Origin of the sequence: Cellulosimicrobium sp. CpK407 (assembly GCF_051844275.1) — a bacterium.
GTDB lineage: Bacteria > Actinomycetota > Actinomycetes > Actinomycetales > Cellulomonadaceae > Cellulosimicrobium > Cellulosimicrobium cellulans_G.
In genome coordinates this window covers 1-14,194 of record NZ_JBGNYC010000032.1, presented here as the reverse complement: position 1 = coordinate 14,194, position 14,194 = coordinate 1, and the positions used below count along the sequence as shown (strand labels likewise).

At 76.6% G+C, this 14,194-nt stretch carries 15 protein-coding genes; 2 read left to right on the top strand and 13 right to left on the bottom strand.

All coding sequences use genetic code 11. The features are described from left to right. Window positions 1–22: 22 nt before the first annotated feature. The 10 genes from ABWU78_RS14135 to ABWU78_RS14090 form a co-directional block, all read right to left on the bottom strand. A complete protein-coding gene (locus ABWU78_RS14135) occupies window positions 23–1,753 on the bottom strand; it encodes an MATE family efflux transporter (protein WP_439158733.1) in 1,731 nt (576 codons plus the stop codon). Window positions 1,754–1,811: 58 nt separating this feature from the next. Beyond that, window positions 1,812–2,969: an acyl-CoA dehydrogenase family protein gene (locus tag ABWU78_RS14130; protein ID WP_439158732.1), complete on the bottom strand. Its 1,158-nt coding sequence runs from the start codon at window positions 2,967–2,969 to the stop codon at window positions 1,812–1,814. After that, window positions 2,966–3,769 carry an acyl-CoA dehydrogenase family protein gene (locus ABWU78_RS14125; RefSeq protein WP_439158731.1) on the bottom strand — a complete coding sequence of 268 codons (804 nt, stop codon included), beginning with the start codon at window positions 3,767–3,769 and terminating at the stop codon, window positions 2,966–2,968. Before ABWU78_RS14125 ends, ABWU78_RS14130 begins: the two co-directional genes overlap by 4 nt. Then, on the bottom strand, window positions 3,766–4,731 hold the full coding sequence (locus tag ABWU78_RS14120; protein WP_439158730.1) for a hypothetical protein: 966 nt from the start codon (window positions 4,729–4,731) through the stop codon (window positions 3,766–3,768). The genes ABWU78_RS14125 and ABWU78_RS14120 overlap by 4 nt, the downstream gene beginning before the upstream one ends. Before the next feature lies 1 nt (window position 4,732). Next, window positions 4,733–5,023 carry an acyl carrier protein gene (locus tag ABWU78_RS14115; protein WP_253051684.1) on the bottom strand — a complete coding sequence of 97 codons (291 nt, stop codon included), beginning with the start codon at window positions 5,021–5,023 and terminating at the stop codon, window positions 4,733–4,735. A gap of 71 nt (window positions 5,024–5,094) precedes the next feature. Next, on the bottom strand, window positions 5,095–6,414 hold the full coding sequence (locus tag ABWU78_RS14110) for a type III PLP-dependent enzyme (RefSeq protein WP_439158729.1): 1,320 nt from the start codon (window positions 6,412–6,414) through the stop codon (window positions 5,095–5,097). Then, a complete protein-coding gene (locus ABWU78_RS14105; protein WP_439158728.1) occupies window positions 6,411–7,898 on the bottom strand; it encodes a hypothetical protein in 1,488 nt (495 codons plus the stop codon). The genes ABWU78_RS14110 and ABWU78_RS14105 overlap by 4 nt, the downstream gene beginning before the upstream one ends. After that, complete coding sequence (locus ABWU78_RS14100; protein ID WP_439158727.1) at window positions 7,895–8,872, bottom strand: 3-oxoacyl-[acyl-carrier-protein] synthase III C-terminal domain-containing protein; 978 nt, start codon at window positions 8,870–8,872, stop codon at window positions 7,895–7,897. Before ABWU78_RS14100 ends, ABWU78_RS14105 begins: the two co-directional genes overlap by 4 nt. After that, window positions 8,869–9,135, bottom strand: a complete 267-nt coding sequence (locus ABWU78_RS14095) for an acyl carrier protein (RefSeq protein ID WP_439158726.1) — start codon at window positions 9,133–9,135, stop codon at window positions 8,869–8,871. The genes ABWU78_RS14100 and ABWU78_RS14095 overlap by 4 nt, the downstream gene beginning before the upstream one ends. After that, window positions 9,132–10,958 carry a fatty acyl-AMP ligase gene (locus tag ABWU78_RS14090; RefSeq protein ID WP_439158725.1) on the bottom strand — a complete coding sequence of 609 codons (1,827 nt, stop codon included), beginning with the start codon at window positions 10,956–10,958 and terminating at the stop codon, window positions 9,132–9,134. The genes ABWU78_RS14095 and ABWU78_RS14090 overlap by 4 nt, the downstream gene beginning before the upstream one ends. 231 nt (window positions 10,959–11,189) lie before the next feature. Here ABWU78_RS14090 and ABWU78_RS14085 point away from each other — a divergent pair, with 231 nt between their 5' ends. Next, entirely contained in the window at window positions 11,190–11,906 is a 717-nt protein-coding gene (locus ABWU78_RS14085) for a helix-turn-helix transcriptional regulator (protein ID WP_439158724.1), read from the top strand. Here ABWU78_RS14085 and ABWU78_RS14080 read toward each other — a convergent pair. Continuing rightward, the gene (locus ABWU78_RS14080) at window positions 11,903–12,322 is read right to left on the bottom strand and encodes a VOC family protein (RefSeq protein ID WP_205201125.1); all 420 of its coding nucleotides are present in this window, start codon (window positions 12,320–12,322) and stop codon (window positions 11,903–11,905) included. The two genes, ABWU78_RS14085 and ABWU78_RS14080, sit on opposite strands and share 4 nt — an antisense overlap. A 62-nt stretch (window positions 12,323–12,384) precedes the next feature. Here ABWU78_RS14080 and ABWU78_RS14075 point away from each other — a divergent pair, with 62 nt between their 5' ends. Continuing rightward, window positions 12,385–13,014 (top strand): putative glycolipid-binding domain-containing protein, encoded by a 630-nt coding sequence (locus ABWU78_RS14075; protein WP_439158723.1) that lies wholly within the window; start codon window positions 12,385–12,387, stop codon window positions 13,012–13,014. 118 nt (window positions 13,015–13,132) lie between these two features. Here ABWU78_RS14075 and arfB read toward each other — a convergent pair whose 3' ends face one another. Together arfB and ABWU78_RS14065 are read right to left on the bottom strand one after the other, a co-directional pair. Then, entirely contained in the window at window positions 13,133–13,570 is a 438-nt protein-coding gene (gene arfB, locus ABWU78_RS14070; protein WP_439158722.1) for an alternative ribosome rescue aminoacyl-tRNA hydrolase ArfB, read from the bottom strand. Between the two features lie 102 nt (window positions 13,571–13,672). Next, window positions 13,673–14,029 carry an iron chaperone gene (locus ABWU78_RS14065; protein WP_439158721.1) on the bottom strand — a complete coding sequence of 119 codons (357 nt, stop codon included), beginning with the start codon at window positions 14,027–14,029 and terminating at the stop codon, window positions 13,673–13,675. Window positions 14,030–14,194 lie beyond the last annotated feature (165 nt).

Sequence of the window (14,194 nt, the reverse complement as noted above, 5' to 3'; positions counted from 1 at the left end):
GGCGGCGTCGTCCGCCGCGCGGTCACGACGCGACCTCCACGGCCGAGCCGGCCTGCTCGACCGGCTCGGCCGTCGCGCGCCGCCGGACCAGGCGCACCGCGACGGGAAGCATGACGACGAGGCCGACGACGTTCGTCACCGCGATCGTCGCGTACAGCGCGGCCGGTCCCCCGCCCGCGCGCGCGAGGACGCCGCCGACGCCGAGCGAGACGGCGTGGTAGAGCACGTTGAGGGTCACGGCGACGCGCCCGTACCCGAGCTGTTCGAGCAGGGTCAGGAGGAAGAGCACGAGCCCGACGCCCGCGTACGACGGGCCGACGACCCGCAGGTAGAGCGCCGCCTGCGTGGCGACGTCCGGGTCCGCGGAGAGCCGGCCCGCGACGAACGGCGCGGTCAGGAGGACGAGCGCCCCCACGACCACGTACACGCCCGCCACGACGACCGTGCCCGCGCGCAGCGTGCGCGGCAGCAGCCGGAGCTCGCCCGCGCCCCACTGCTGGTTCATGACGATGCTCACCGCCGCGGCGAGCCCGATCGCCGGCACGATCACGAGCGTCTGGACCGTCGCGGCACCGCCGAACCCCGCGACGACGTCCGTGCCCGACGGCCCGAGGACCCACACCATGACGAGGTTCGTCACCGTGAGGAGCAGGTAGGACAGGCCGACCGGCAGGCCGACGCCGAGGAGCAGCCCGCGCACGTCGACCCGCTCGACGACCACACCCTCGGAGGGCGCGTCCGACGTCGACGGTTCCGCGATGTCCGGGGCGGCCGGGGGGACGGACGCCGCAGCACCCGGCCGGCCGGGCCGTGCCGTGGCCGGGGTCGGAGCCGTCGTCGTCGCGGACGATGGCGGCAGAGGCGGAGGTGGAGGCGGAGGCGGGGCCGGCGTCGTCCACGAGCCGGCGGGCAGCGCCCGGAGCACCCGTCGCCACCACGCGGCCACCCGCTGCGGCGCCGGGTGGTGGCGCAGGGCGAGCACGCGGCGCAGGCCGGGGACGTGACCCGGCCGCGGGAGGAGGCGGGCGCGCACGAGGAGCGCCCAGGCGACGGCGGCACCGACGAGCGTGGAGCCCGTGATCGCGACCGGGACCGCGAGCACGCCGAACCCGCCCACGAGCCCGACGAGCCACACGACGAGCACCTGGAGCCCCGCGACGAGCAGCGCCACGGTCGCCGACGCCCCGGTGCGCGCCCACCCGCGCAGCGCGGCGGCCGCGACCGCCGTCGGGACGGACAGCACGCTCGCGACCACGGTCCAGCGCGCGAACGCGACGAACTCAGCGACGAGCGGCGCGGGCACGGACAGCACGTCGGCGAGCGCCGGCGCGGCCAGAACCACCAGCAGGGCGACCCCGCCGAGCACGGCCGCACCCGCCGCCACGAACCGCCCCAGCAGCGCCGCGGTGGCCGAGGTCGGGACGACGGCCGCGCCGCCGTCCTCGCCCGCGCCGGCCCCGCCGCCGTCCTCGGCGTCGGCCCCCTCGCCCCGCCCCCGGGACCCGTGCAGGCGCGCGAAGCCGACCTGGGTCGAGACGTCGAGGCCCTCCTGGACGGCGAGGACGAGGAACGTCACGGGGATGAAGAGCGACCGGACGTAGAGCGCGTCGTCGCCCATGTGCCCCAGCAGCGCGGCGATGACGAGCTGTGCGAGCGCCCCCACGACCAGGGCCGCGCAGATCGGGGTGGCGAGGCGGACGACGCGACGGCGCAGTGCCCCGACCGTCGGCCCCGCGGACGGTGGCGGCGCCACGGGCGGCAGCGCCTCCGGTCGCGGCGAGGCGGTCGCGACCGGGGTCGCGGCCGCCTCCCTAGACGAACTCGGCATGCCGTGCCCTGCCCTGCAACCAGCCCTGCGCGAGGGTGAGCCGCTGCACGGTCCGCGTGCCCTCCATCATCTCCAGGCCGGGCACGTCGCGGACCAGCTTGTCGAGGTACGGGTGCTCCCACCGCGCACCCGGGCCGAGCAGCGGCGGCACCGCGTGCGTGACCTCCTCGGCGAGGTCGAGGGCGGTGGCCTTGGCCGCCGCCGGCAGCGTCCCGTCCGCGGGGTCGGCGTCGGCGGCACGCGCGGCCTGGAGCACGAGAGCGCGCGCGGCGTGGAGCCGGTCGTCGAAGGTCTCCAGGCGCCACCGCTCGTCGGCGGTGAACGACGACCGCTCGGCGCGCACGTGGTCGAGCGCCGCCTGCGTCACGCCCACGGCGAGCGACGCGACGACGGGGCGCAGCCGGTTGAAGGTGCGCACGGCCCCGAGGAGACCGCGGCGCGACGGCGACAGGTGCCGCCCGAGCGTGTCCTGGGCGAGCAGCGGCACGTCGTGCAGCCGCACCTCGCCGAGCTGCACGGCGCGCATCCCGGTCGTCACGAGCGGCGCGGCGTCGAAGCCCGGCCGGTCGGTGTCGACCAGGTAGACGCCGACGCCCAGCGGGCCCGGGCGGTGCCGGGCGAACACGACGCCAAGGCTCGCGCGCGCCACGTTGCCCACGTACTTCTTGTGGCCCCGCAGCACGGGAGCGCCGTCGGCCTCGGCGACCGCGGTCTCCAGCGCCGCCGCGTCCGAGCCGCGTTCGGGCTCGGTGAGGCCGAAGAACGTCCACGTGCCCGGCTGCGCCACGCGACGGTAGAAGCGGTCGCGCTGCTCGTCGTCCGCGAGATCGTCCACGACGACCCCGGACATGGACGGCCCCGGCGCCCCGACGACGACGGACGCGTCGCCCCACGCGAGCGCCTCGGCCACGACCACGCGCTCCACGCACGTGCGCACGTGCACCGGCACGCCCCGCACACGCAGCGGGTCGTCGAGGTAGCCGGGCGGGAACCCGCCGAGCTGCCGGTACGGCAGGGCGCCGGAGTCCAGGAGCACCTGGAGCGCGGCGGGGTCGGCGTCGATCGCGAGGGCGTGCTCGCGGAGCGCGGCGCCCACGGGCCGCAGGTGGTCGCGCAGTGCGACGAGGTCGACGGTGCTCATGCGTCCTGCCCCTCCCGGCCGTGGGGTGTCTCGGTGTCGCGGCCCGGCAGCGTCCCGCTCGCGTGGCCGAGCAGGTCGATCGTGCGCGCGAGCCGCGCGGCGTCGCCGTCGACGTACCCCGACGCGCCGAACAGGTTGTGGACGGCGCGCGACGAGCGGTCCAGGACCGCGGTGACGCGCGCGAGCGACGTCCCGGAGACCGCGGGCCCGCGGTCGGGCGACCCGGCGGCGGCGTCCCCCGCCGCGACCCCGCCCAGGAGCGCCTGCGCCTCGAGGTGCGCGAGCGCCGCGTCCGCGAGCACGAGGCGGACGGGCGGCAGGTTCACCGTCGCCGTACCGCCGACCGTGCGGCCCCGCAGGCGTTCCACGGCCCGGTCCGTCAGGCGCTCGCACAGCCCGGTCCGGACCCACGCGACCCCGACTCGCCAGGCGGCGTCGGCCGCGCGGGCCGCGGCGCCCCCGTCGGTGGCGGGTGCGGCAGGTCCGGGTTCCCCGGCTGCGGGCGCGGCCGACCCGGGTGCCACGGCGGCGCGGGGCGCCCGCCACGCGCGCAGCGTGCCGACGTCCGACGCCACCTCGCCGACCCGCGCCCACCCGCCCGGGGGCGGGACGTCGTCGGGCAGCAGGACGCACTCGCCCGGCAGCGCCGCGACGGGCAGCAGACCCCCGAGCGCGGTGAGCGCCGCGACCGCGCCACGTTCGCGCGCGACGGCGCGGAGGTCGGCGGGGCCGTCCACGGTGCCTTTCTCGGGCAGCACGCCCGCCCCGACGGGGGCGGGGGCGACGACGTCCGTGCTCATGCGAGCACCGCCTCTCGGGACAGGTCGTCGACGTCCGGGGACGCCTCGACGGGACGCGGGCCGAGGACGAGGGAGCAGCGGTACCCCAGCTCGAGGCACCGCTCGTGCAGCGCGACCGGCGCGTCAGAGACGTCGTCGCACGCGGCGAGGACCTCCCAGACGCCCGTCGCCGCCGCGCCCGGGTCGGCGCGCAGCACGACGCCGTCGAGATCGGGTACGTCGCCCGGGTCCATGTCGACGCCGAGCACGACGCGCCGAGCGCCCGGTGCCGGGGCGCTCTCCCCGGCCGACGCGGGAGCACCGTCGCGGGGCGACTCCGCCGCGTCCGGCCGGGGGCCGCGCGGTGCCCGCGCGACCGACAGCGCCTCGACCGGCCGGCCCGCGCCGCCGTGGCCCACGACGAGCGCGACGACCCGGTCGCGCGCGGGGACACGCGTCGCCGTCGGGGGCAGCGTGCACTGCTCCAGGACGAGGACCATGGCGTCGCCCCCGAGCCCGGTGCCCGTGGGGCCGCCGTGCGCGAGCTCCTCGTGCGCGAGGCGCAGCGCCGTGAACGGTCCGGCCAGCCCTTGCTCGGTCACGCAGAACGTGTACGGCCGGTCGTCGAACAAGTCGGCGACGAACCCGCCGAGCAGGCGCTCGTGCTGCAGGTCCGGGGTGGTGACGACGAGGACGACGAGGCGCACGTCGTCGAGCAGGCCCCGGTCGCCCAGCGCGGCGCGCGCCGCGCGGATCATCGTCGGGTAGTCCCGCCCCGGGCCGCTCTGGAGCCAGTCGGTCGGCTGGTCCTCGCCGTACACGTACCGCAGGTCCTCGGCGACCGACCGGCGCGTCCCGTCCCCGACCGGGACGAGGTCGTCGACCGGGACGTCCACGACGCCGCGCACGCGCAGGGCGGCGCCGCCGGGACCCGTCCAGGACGCCGGGCCGGACGACGACCCGCTGCTGCCCCCGAGCGTCACGTCAGTTCCGGGTCGAGTGCTCGACGACGAAGTCCGTCAGCGAGCCCACGGTCTCGAGGTGGTGCTGCTCGAGCGACTCCGGGTCGACCTCCATGTCGAGCGAGTCCTCGAGGGCCATGAGCAGGCCGAGGACGCTCGTCGAGTCGAGGTCGAGGTCGTCGAACAGGCGGGTCGCGTCCGTGACGTCGGGCAGCGGCCGCCCGAGGACGCTCGACAGCGCCTCGACGACCGCGCCGACGACGCGCTCGCGGCCGAGGGCCTCCTGGGACTCGGTGTTCGTGCTGGTGCTCACGATGTTCCTCCGGGTGGTGGGTCGGGCGCCCGCGGGAGCGGGTGGCGGGTCGCGGCCGGTCGGCCGGCGGGTCAGGGGGCGGCGACGGCCTCGGCGGGGGCGACGCGCGCGCCGAGGTCGTGGAAGACCTGACGGGACAGGAGGTCGTCGGGCGTGTCCGCGTGCCGCACGAGGAACGACTCGTCGCCGAGCGTCAGCACCTCCGCGGGGTAGCCGTGGCTGAGGAAGTGCACGGGCGACGCCGTCGCGCCGTACGCGCCGGAGCGGTCGACGGCGACGAGGTCGCCGGCCGCGAGGTCCGCCGGGAGCGGGACGGCCTTGCCGATCGTGTCGTTGGGCGTGCACAGCGGACCCGTGACGTTCCACGGCACGTCCTCCGCGCCGGTCGCCGGGCCCACCTTGCGCATCGGGAAGTTGCGCTTGACGAACGAGCCGATGCCGACGGCCGCCATGTGGTGGTTGGTCCCGCCGTCGGCGACGGCGAACCGCTCGCCCATCGACTTCTTCACGTAGCGCACGCGCGCGACGTACGTGCCGCACAGCGCCACGAGGTAGCGCCCCAGCTCCATGACGAGGTCGGTCGCGGGGTGCCGCTGCACGAACGCCTCGACCACGGGGTTGAGCGCCGCGGTGAGGACCTCGACGTCGAGGTCGCGCTCGCGCTCGAAGTACGCCACGCCCAGGCCCCCGCCGACGTCGACGAGCTCGAGCGGGAACCCGAGCCGGTCCGCGAGGCGCTCCGCGAGCTCGAAGATGCGCGTGGTGTTCTCGACGATCGTGCCCTCGTCGAGGATCCGGGTGCCCATGTACACCTGGACCCCGACGACGCGCGCCGTCGTGAGCCCGGCGCACAGGTCCGGCGCGTCGAGGAGCTGCTGCTCGTCGATGCCGAACTGGCGCGGCTTGCCGCCCATCGTGAGCCCGGAGCCCTTGACGGAGAACGACGGGTTGACGCGCAGCACGACGCGCGCGGGCCGTCCCGTCGCGCGGGCGAGCTCGTCCACCAGCGCGAGCTCCGGCAGCGACTCGACGATGATCGCGCGCACGCCCGAGTTGAGGCACGCGACGAGCTCGTCGCGGCTCTTGCCGGGGCCGAGGAACAGGACGTCCTGCGGCTCGACCCCGGCCGCGAGCGCCGTGCGCAGCTCGGTGAGCGACGACACCTCGGCGTTCGCGCCGAGCGAGTGCAGCAGCCCGCAGATGCTCACGTTGGGGTTGGCCTTGAGCGAGTAGAAGATCCCCAGCGCGGGGTGCAGCCGCTCGCGCAGCGCGCGGTAGTTCGCGGCGAGCACGTCGCCGTCGTACACGTACACGGGCGTGCCGAACTCCTCCGCGACCGCGGCGAGGTCCGCGCTCCCGGGCGTCGTCGGCCGGCTCGGGGTCGTGGTCATCGGGGGTCTCCTTCGGTCGGGGTCGCGGCCGTCGGCGCCGTCGTGCGCCGGGCGGTCCGTTCCGTCAGCCGCTCCGTCACGGCGCGGTCGAGGCGGGTGAGGGCGTCCTCGTCGGGCGCGACGAGGAAGCCGTGCAGCCGGCCGGCGAAGGTGCCGCCCGAGGCCGCGGCGGGCGCGCCGGCGTTGACCGTGCCCGTCCCCTGGACGACGAGACCCGCCCGCCCGGCCGCGCCCGGGAGCAGGTCGCCGAGGGCGTCGTGGAGCGCCGCGAACGACAGCGGGGCGTCGAGCACGAGCGGGTACTGGCGCGCGAGCGCGACCCACCCGTCCGGCTGGAACCGCTCCTGGAGCGGCACGGTGTACGTGGACATGTTGCTGCGCGCGTTGATCTCCAGGACCGGCAGCAGCGACCCGTCCGTGCGCACGAGCGCGTCGACCCCGACGAGACCGTGGAACCCGTCGGCGGCGAGGCGCGCCCCGAGCCGGGACGACAGCTCGGCCAGCGCGTCGACCTGCGCCGCGGGCAGGCGCGACGGGATGCGGTGACCCTTGTGGACCCCGCCCTCCGTGATCGCCTCCTTGACGAAGTCGAACGCGACCGAGCCGTCCTGCGCGACGGTGAAGTGGTAGTTGAGGTCGGTCGCCTTGTCGGCCCAGACCTCCACGACGACGGCGAGGCGGTCGTCGCCCGAGCGCGCGGCCCGGCGCGTGACCATGCGCACGAGCTGGTCGAGGCGGCGCGGGTCATCGACGACGAGGATCCCCTTGCCGGAGACGCCGTACGCGTCCTTGACGCCCACGGTCGCGCCGTCCGCGACGAGCCGCGCCGCCTCGGCGCACGCGCGCTCGAAGTCCTCGACGGTCCGGCACGCCCAGCCGCGCGCCTGCTCGATCCCGAGCTCGTCGCACAGCCCGCGGCTGTAGACCTTGCTGTTGACGGCCTTGGTCGTGGCGGCGTCGGTGAGCACCGAGCGCAGGCCGGTGGCGGCCGCAAGGTCCTCCTCCGCCGACGACGTCCCGTGCGCGAGGAGGCGCACGCCGTCCGCCGCGAGGTCGCCCAGGCGAGCGAGGAGCGCGGGCGAGTCGAGCGCGTCGAGGGTGACGGTGCGCAGCGGGTCGCTCGACTCGGCGACGTGCACGGTCGGGAGCCCGACGCCGAGCGCGTCCAGGTGGGCGAGGTGGTCCGGGTCGGGCTCGGCCTTGAGCACGACGTGGTCGTCCGGCCCGGCGAGGAGCAGCGCGAGCTCGTCCATGCGGTTGACGAGCGCGGCCGTCGCCGACGCGCCCCCGACCGAGGGCAGGCCGACCTCCCCGACCGCCCACGCGTCCTCGACCTCGAAGTTCCCCAGCAGCACGAGCGGCGCGTCGGGCGCGCCTGCGAGCGCGCGCTTGGTCCGCGCGAGGAACGGCTCGCGGGGGACCCCCGTCCGAACGTCCGGGGCAGCGTCCGGGGTGGCGGCCTCCGCCACCTGCTCGACCGTCATGCGGGCTCCTCCGTCTCGTGGGGCGCGTAGCGCAGGACCATGGCGGAGAACGTGGCACCCAGCCCGACCGCCACCATGAGGAACGGGTCGCCGGGGCGTAGCCGGCCCTCGGCGCGCGCCGCGGCGTAGCCGATGAACGAGTCGGCGCCGAAGCAGTGGCCCGTCACGGGCACGTCGTCGAGCCGGACGCGCGCGATCGGCAGCCCGAGGCGCGTGCACAGGCGCCGCCAGGACACGCGGTTCACGTTGTGCGGCAGGACGAGCGCGAGGTCGTCCAGCGTCAGGCCCGCGCGCTCGACGGCCTCGACCACGACCTCCGCGAGCACCTCGGTGTAGGCGACGCCGAACGGCGCGGCCAGGTCCTCCGGGAGCGGGACCTGGTGGTACTCGCCCAGGGTGCGGGTCGCGTAGGAGAGGACGGGGCTGCCGGCCTGCGCCGAGACCCCGCCGGCCGGGTCCGCCGCCACGAGGACCGCCGCCGTGCCCTCGCCCATGATCGTCGTGCCCTCGATGAGGCGGGACCCGGGGCTGAACGCCTTCTCCCCGGTGAGGACGAGCGCGAGCGCGTCCGGGTCGCCGTCGGCCGCGAGCAGGCGCCCCGCGACGTCGACCGCGAGCAGCGCGGACGCGCACGCGTGCTGGGTGAGGGTCCACACGACCGCGTGGTCGAGCCCGAGGCGGTCCGCGGCGTCGTGCAGGGGGTTGACCCCGACCGGGGCGACGGTCGCGATGGTCCGCGCGCCCAGCACGTACCGGACGCGCTGCTCGTTGCCCGCGAGGCCGGGCACGGCGCGCGCCGCGGCGACGAGCAGGTCGGTGAGGCTCTCGTCCGGCGCCGTGCACACCTCACGGAGCCCGAAGAAGCGCTCGAACACGCCGAGCTCGAGGTGGTCGAGGCCCAGCTCGTCCGCCAGGTCGCGGATGGGCACGCGCGTCGCGGGGACGTGCGCGCCGACGTCGACGAGGGTCGTCATGCCGCGGTCCCGGGGACGTCCACGACGCTGCGCAGGTGCTCGGCGAGCGCCCGGGGCGTCGGGTTGTCGACGACGGCCTCCGGGTCCAGGTCGACGCCCAGCGCGTCCTCCAGGTCGCCCAGCAGCGCCAGGACCTGGACCGACCCGAGGCCGAGGCCGGCGAGGTCGCCCGCCGGGTCGACGTCCGCGGGCGCGACGCCCAGGGCGGTGGCGACGTGGCGGAGCACGAGGTCGTCGAGAGCGTCGGGCTGCGGTGAGGTCATGAGCGGGTCCCTGCGAGCTCGGTGCGCGCGCGGTCACGGGACGCGCGCAGGGAGTGGAGCGCGGCGAGGTCGCCCGCGCCGTGCAGGTCGCGCGCCCGACCGCGCTGGATCTTGCCGCTCGTGGTCCGCGGCACCTGGCCGGGACGCACGAGGACGACGTCGTGCACCGCGGCGCCCGAGACGGAGGCCAGGTGGGAGGCCATCTGGCGCACGACGGCGTCCAGCTCGTCCTCGGCGCTCGCGCCGTCGAGACGAGCCCCTGGCGTGGGGCGGAACTCCTGGACCGCGCACAGCGTGCCCGGCAGGCCCTCCGCCTCGAACACCGCGCCCGGGCGCCCCTCGGCGCCGGGGTGCAGGCGCCGCAGCTCGCGCTCGAGGTCGTAGGGGTACAGGTTGCGCCCCGCGACGATGAGGAGCTCCTTGATCCGGCCCGTGACGACGAGCTGGCCGCCGTGCAGCGCGCCGAGGTCGCCGGTCCGCAGCCACGGGCCGGTGCCGTCGGCCGCGACCGCGCCGAACGTCTCGGCCGTCGCGCCCGCGGCCGCGTCGCCCCAGTACCCGGCCGCGACGGTCCCGCCGCGCAGCCAGACCTCCCCGACCGCGCCGTCGGGCACCTCGACGCCCTGGTCGTCGACGAGGCGCAGCTCCACGCCGCTCGGCAGGCCGCAGCACACGAGCCGCGCGCCCGGGACGCTGCCCCGGCCCTGCGCCGCGGCGTCCGGGAGGGCGGACAGGAACGACGCCTCCTCGAGCACGACCAGGTGGCCGTCGGCGAGCGCCGCCTCGTCCGCGGTGATGACGAGCGGGAGCCGCCGGTCCGGGTACGTCGCCGTGAGCGTCGCCTCCGCGAGGCCGTACCCCGGGCCGTGCGCCGACCCGCGGAAGCCCACGGGCTCGAACCGGCGCGTGAAGGCGTCCAGGACGGCGGGATCCACCGGCTCGGCCCCGCCGAGCGCCCAGCGCAGCCGGGTGAGGTCGAGCTCGGCGAGCTGGTCGTCGCGCACGCGCCGCGCGCACTGGTCGTAGCCGAAGTTCGGCGACGCCGTGACGGTCGCGCCGGTCTCGGTGATCGCGGAGAGCCAGCGGACGGGACGCTTGAGGAAGGCCGTGGAGGGGACGATGACGGCCGTCGCGCCCAGGCCCAGGGGGACGAGCAGCATCCCGACGAGGCCGAAGTCGTGGTACCCCGGCAGCCAGCTGCAGAAGACGTCCTCGGGGACGAGGCCGAGGGTCGTCGAGAACGCCTCGTGGTGGTGCAGCACGTTCGCGTGCGTGACGACGACGCCCTTGGGGCTGCTCGTGGACCCGGAGGTGTACTGCAGGAACGCGACGTCCTGCGGGCCCAGGCGGCCGCGCCGGGCCGGGCCGTCCGTGGCGCCGTCGACCACGGTCACGACGACGGGGCCGCCGTCGGCGCGCCGCAGCGGCTCGGCCCACTCGGTGGTCTCGCTCGCGGCGGTCGGGTCGACGAGCACGACGGCGGCGTCGCAGTCGACGAGCATGCCGCGCACGCGCTCGCGCTGGTACGCCTGCCCTCCCGGGAGCGGCGACGGGACGGGGATCAGGCCCGCGTAGAAGCAGGCCACGATCCCGACGACGAAGGACGCGGTCGCCGAGTAGAGCACGAGGGCGCGGTCGCCCTGCTCGTGCCGGTCCGCGAGGTCGGCCGCGAGCGCCGCCGCCTGCGCGTCGAGCTCGGCGTAGGTCAGGGTGCGCCGCTCGCCCACCTCCGGCACGACCACCACCGCGGCGTGGTCCGGCCGCTCGCGTGCGTGCTCGTGGACGAGGTCCACGAGGGTCAGGTCGTCCGGCTGCGCGCCCATGTGGCCCCCTCCGTCACCGGCGCCGGGACCGTCCCGGCACGTAGGACGCCGGGCAGCACTAAGCCCGACCCGGCGGTCCGGGGGAAGCCTGGCAGCGGAAGGCCGCGGTGTAAACAAATCCGACGTGTCCGGAAGAGGACAAATGCCCGCTGACCTCCCCGTTCGTCACACAGGTCCGACCGCCGGGACGGCCCTCTGCACGCCGCGGGAGGTCGGCTAGAGTCCCACCGTGTGACGTCGACGGAGCGAGACCCGGCCCTCGGCGCCAGGCACTCCGCGCGGGCGGTCGCGCTGCGCCGCGCCCGCGACGTCCTCGTGCTCGACTCCGGCGTCGGAGCGGCCCCGGAGCCCCTGTGGACACGGGTGCGCGAGCGGGCGCGCCGCGACGCCCGCATCCGGGTCGTGACGGTCGAGCCACCCGAGCCGCCGAGCGACGGGGCGCTCGACGACACCGCCCCTGACGGCGACGCCGTCCCCGACGGACCGCTCGTCGACACGCCGCCCGCTGCCGACCACCCGGGCCCCGACGCCCCCGAGGACGAGCGCGACGACGGGCGCGACGACGGCCCCGGCGTCGAGCACCGCGTGGCACCGGCGCTGCCCCTGACCCTCGTCGCCCTCGACGACACGGTCGTGCTCGTCGCCCGCCCGGACCGCACGCGAGCCGTGACCGACCGGGACGCCGTCCGCGCGCTGCGGGCCCTCGCCGAGTCCGAGTGGGACCGGGCGCGGGCGGCCGACGACGCGCTCGCCCCGAGCGAGGACACGCTCCTGCGGCTCCTCGCCGAGGGCAAGACGGACACCGCGGTCGCCGCGCGGCTCGGCGTGTCGCCGCGCACGGTCCGCCGTCACGCCGCCGGGCTCATGGGGCGCCTCGGCGCGACGAGCCGGTTCGAGGCCGGCGCCCGGGCCGCTCAGCGCGGCTGGATCCGGATCACCGACCGCTAACGGGCAGCCGCCGCCGCGAGCTCCGCGTCGCTGCGCAGGATGCAGAACTCGTTGCCCTCGGGGTCGGCGAGCACGACCCAGCCCCCGCCGTCGGGCGTGCGCCGGTCCGCGACCTGCGTGGCCCCGAGCGCGAGCACGCGCTCGACCTCCTCCTCGCGCGTGCGGTCCGTGGGCCGCAGGTCGAGGTGGACGCGGTTCTTCAGCTCCTTGTCGTCGGGCACCTCGACGAACAGGACATGGCCACGGCTCTCGGCGGGCGTCGTCGCGTCCGCCGGCGGGATGATCATGCACTCCTCGTGGCCGGGGAGGTTGGGGTCGCCGGGCACGTCGGTGTACCCGAGGACCTGGGCCCAGAAGACGGACTGCGCGTAGGAGTCGCGCGCGTCGAACGTGGTGTGGGAGATGCGAGAGGTCATGGGCGTGACCCTGCCACGCGCTCACCGCGCGGGCACCGTCTTTTCGCCCGAGACTGGCCCGCGTGAGCGCATCGACGAGGCACGTCGCGTGGACCGGGTGGGACGACGACCCGGACCGCCTGGAGGCTGCGACCGTCGCCGTGCGCGACGACCGGCTCGCGGCGCTGGGCACGTCGCGCGCGACGTCGCACGCGACCGCGTGGGCGCTGCGCACCGGTCCCGGCTGGGTGACCGAGCACCTCGACGTCTCGGTGCGCGGGCTCGGGTGGTCCCGCCACCTCGACCTCGTCCGGACGCCCGACGGCGCGTGGCGCGCCGACGTGCGCGAGTCGGGGACGCCGCCGTCGGGCCTCGCCGAGCCGGGCATCGCCGACCCGGCGGCGCTCGATGGCGCGCTGGACTGCGACGTCGCGCTGTGCCCGGTCACCAACACGATGCCGATCCTGCGGCTGGGCCTGCTCGGCGACCGCCCGCCGGCGGGCGAGACACGCCTGGTCATGGCGTGGGTCGACCTGCCGTCCCTGGCGGTCCTGCGCAGCGACCAGGTATACGCCGCGCGCGAGCCGCTCGACCCCGCGACCGGTCAGGGCGTCGTCACGTACACGAGCGCCACGCGCGACTTCACGGCAGACCTCACGGTCGACACCGACGGCCTGGTGGTGGACTACCCGCACCTGGCCCGCCGCCTCTGACACACCCGGCCTCCCGCCGAACACGACGTTGCTGTCGTTCTCGAGGCGATGACGACAGCAACCTCGTGCTCGACCCGCGCGGAACGTCGTTCTTGACGGCGAGCGGCGGCGGGCCGGGTCAGTCCTGTGGCGGCCGGCGCAGGCGCTTGACGTCGGTCCGCCGCTTCTTGGCGCCGATCCGGCGCTCGACCGAGCCCCGCGTGGGCCGGGTCGCGCGCCGCGGCGGCCCGGGCGGGGCGACGGCGTCGGCCAGCAGGGCGGCGAGCCGCGTCCGCGCGGCCTCGCGGTTGCGCCGCTGCTCCCGGTGCTCCGACGCCGCGACGGTGACGACGCCCCCGACGAGCCGCCGGCCCAGGCGGTCCAGCAGCCGCGCGCGCTGGGACTCCGTGAGCACCGCCGACCGCGCGACGTCCCACGACAGCTCGACGCGCGAGTCGGTCGTGTTGACGCCCTGCCCGCCGGGCCCGGACGAGCGCGAGAACCGCCACGACAGCTCCGCCTCGGGGACGACCAGGGTGGTCGTCACGGGCAGGCCGGGGCGGGCGTCGTCGGGCATCCGTCCATCGTGCCCGACGGCGCCCGCGCGGCCCAGGGGATTCGGTCGCGCCTCGCGGGCGCAGGCAGGCGACGGCAGCGACGGCGGGCGGCGGCCCGGCGGTCAGCGGTCGAGCTGCGCGTCGATCTCGGCGACCCGGGCGGCGACGAGGTCGCGGACGACGTCGTCGGGGAGCGGATGGTCGCTGGAGAACCGGACGGTCCCCTTGGCGTGCGAGAAGCCGTCGAGCCGCGCCTCGACGGCGGTCACCGCGGCCGGGCTGAACGGGTAGACCGCGAGGTGCTTCGCCGAGGCCATGGCGCTGAGCAGCGCCTTGCCGCGGTAGAGCAGGGCGGGCATCCCGTAGCTCGTGCCCTCGGTGGCGTCCGGGACGACGCCGCGCGCGACCTCGACGACGCGCGCGAGCGTCGCGCGGTCCGGCTCGTCCACGCCGGCCAGGTAGTCGGTGACGGTCCCCATCCGGCCATCGTCCCGCCGTCGGCGCGGGGCCGCTCGGCGAGCGGGACCGCTCGTCCGACCTGCAAGATCACAGTGCGCCCACCTTGACCTCAACCGTGGTCGAGGTCCTAGCGTGGCTGCATACCGACGGAAGGAACCTGAGGAACCATGCCTGTCTACACTCTC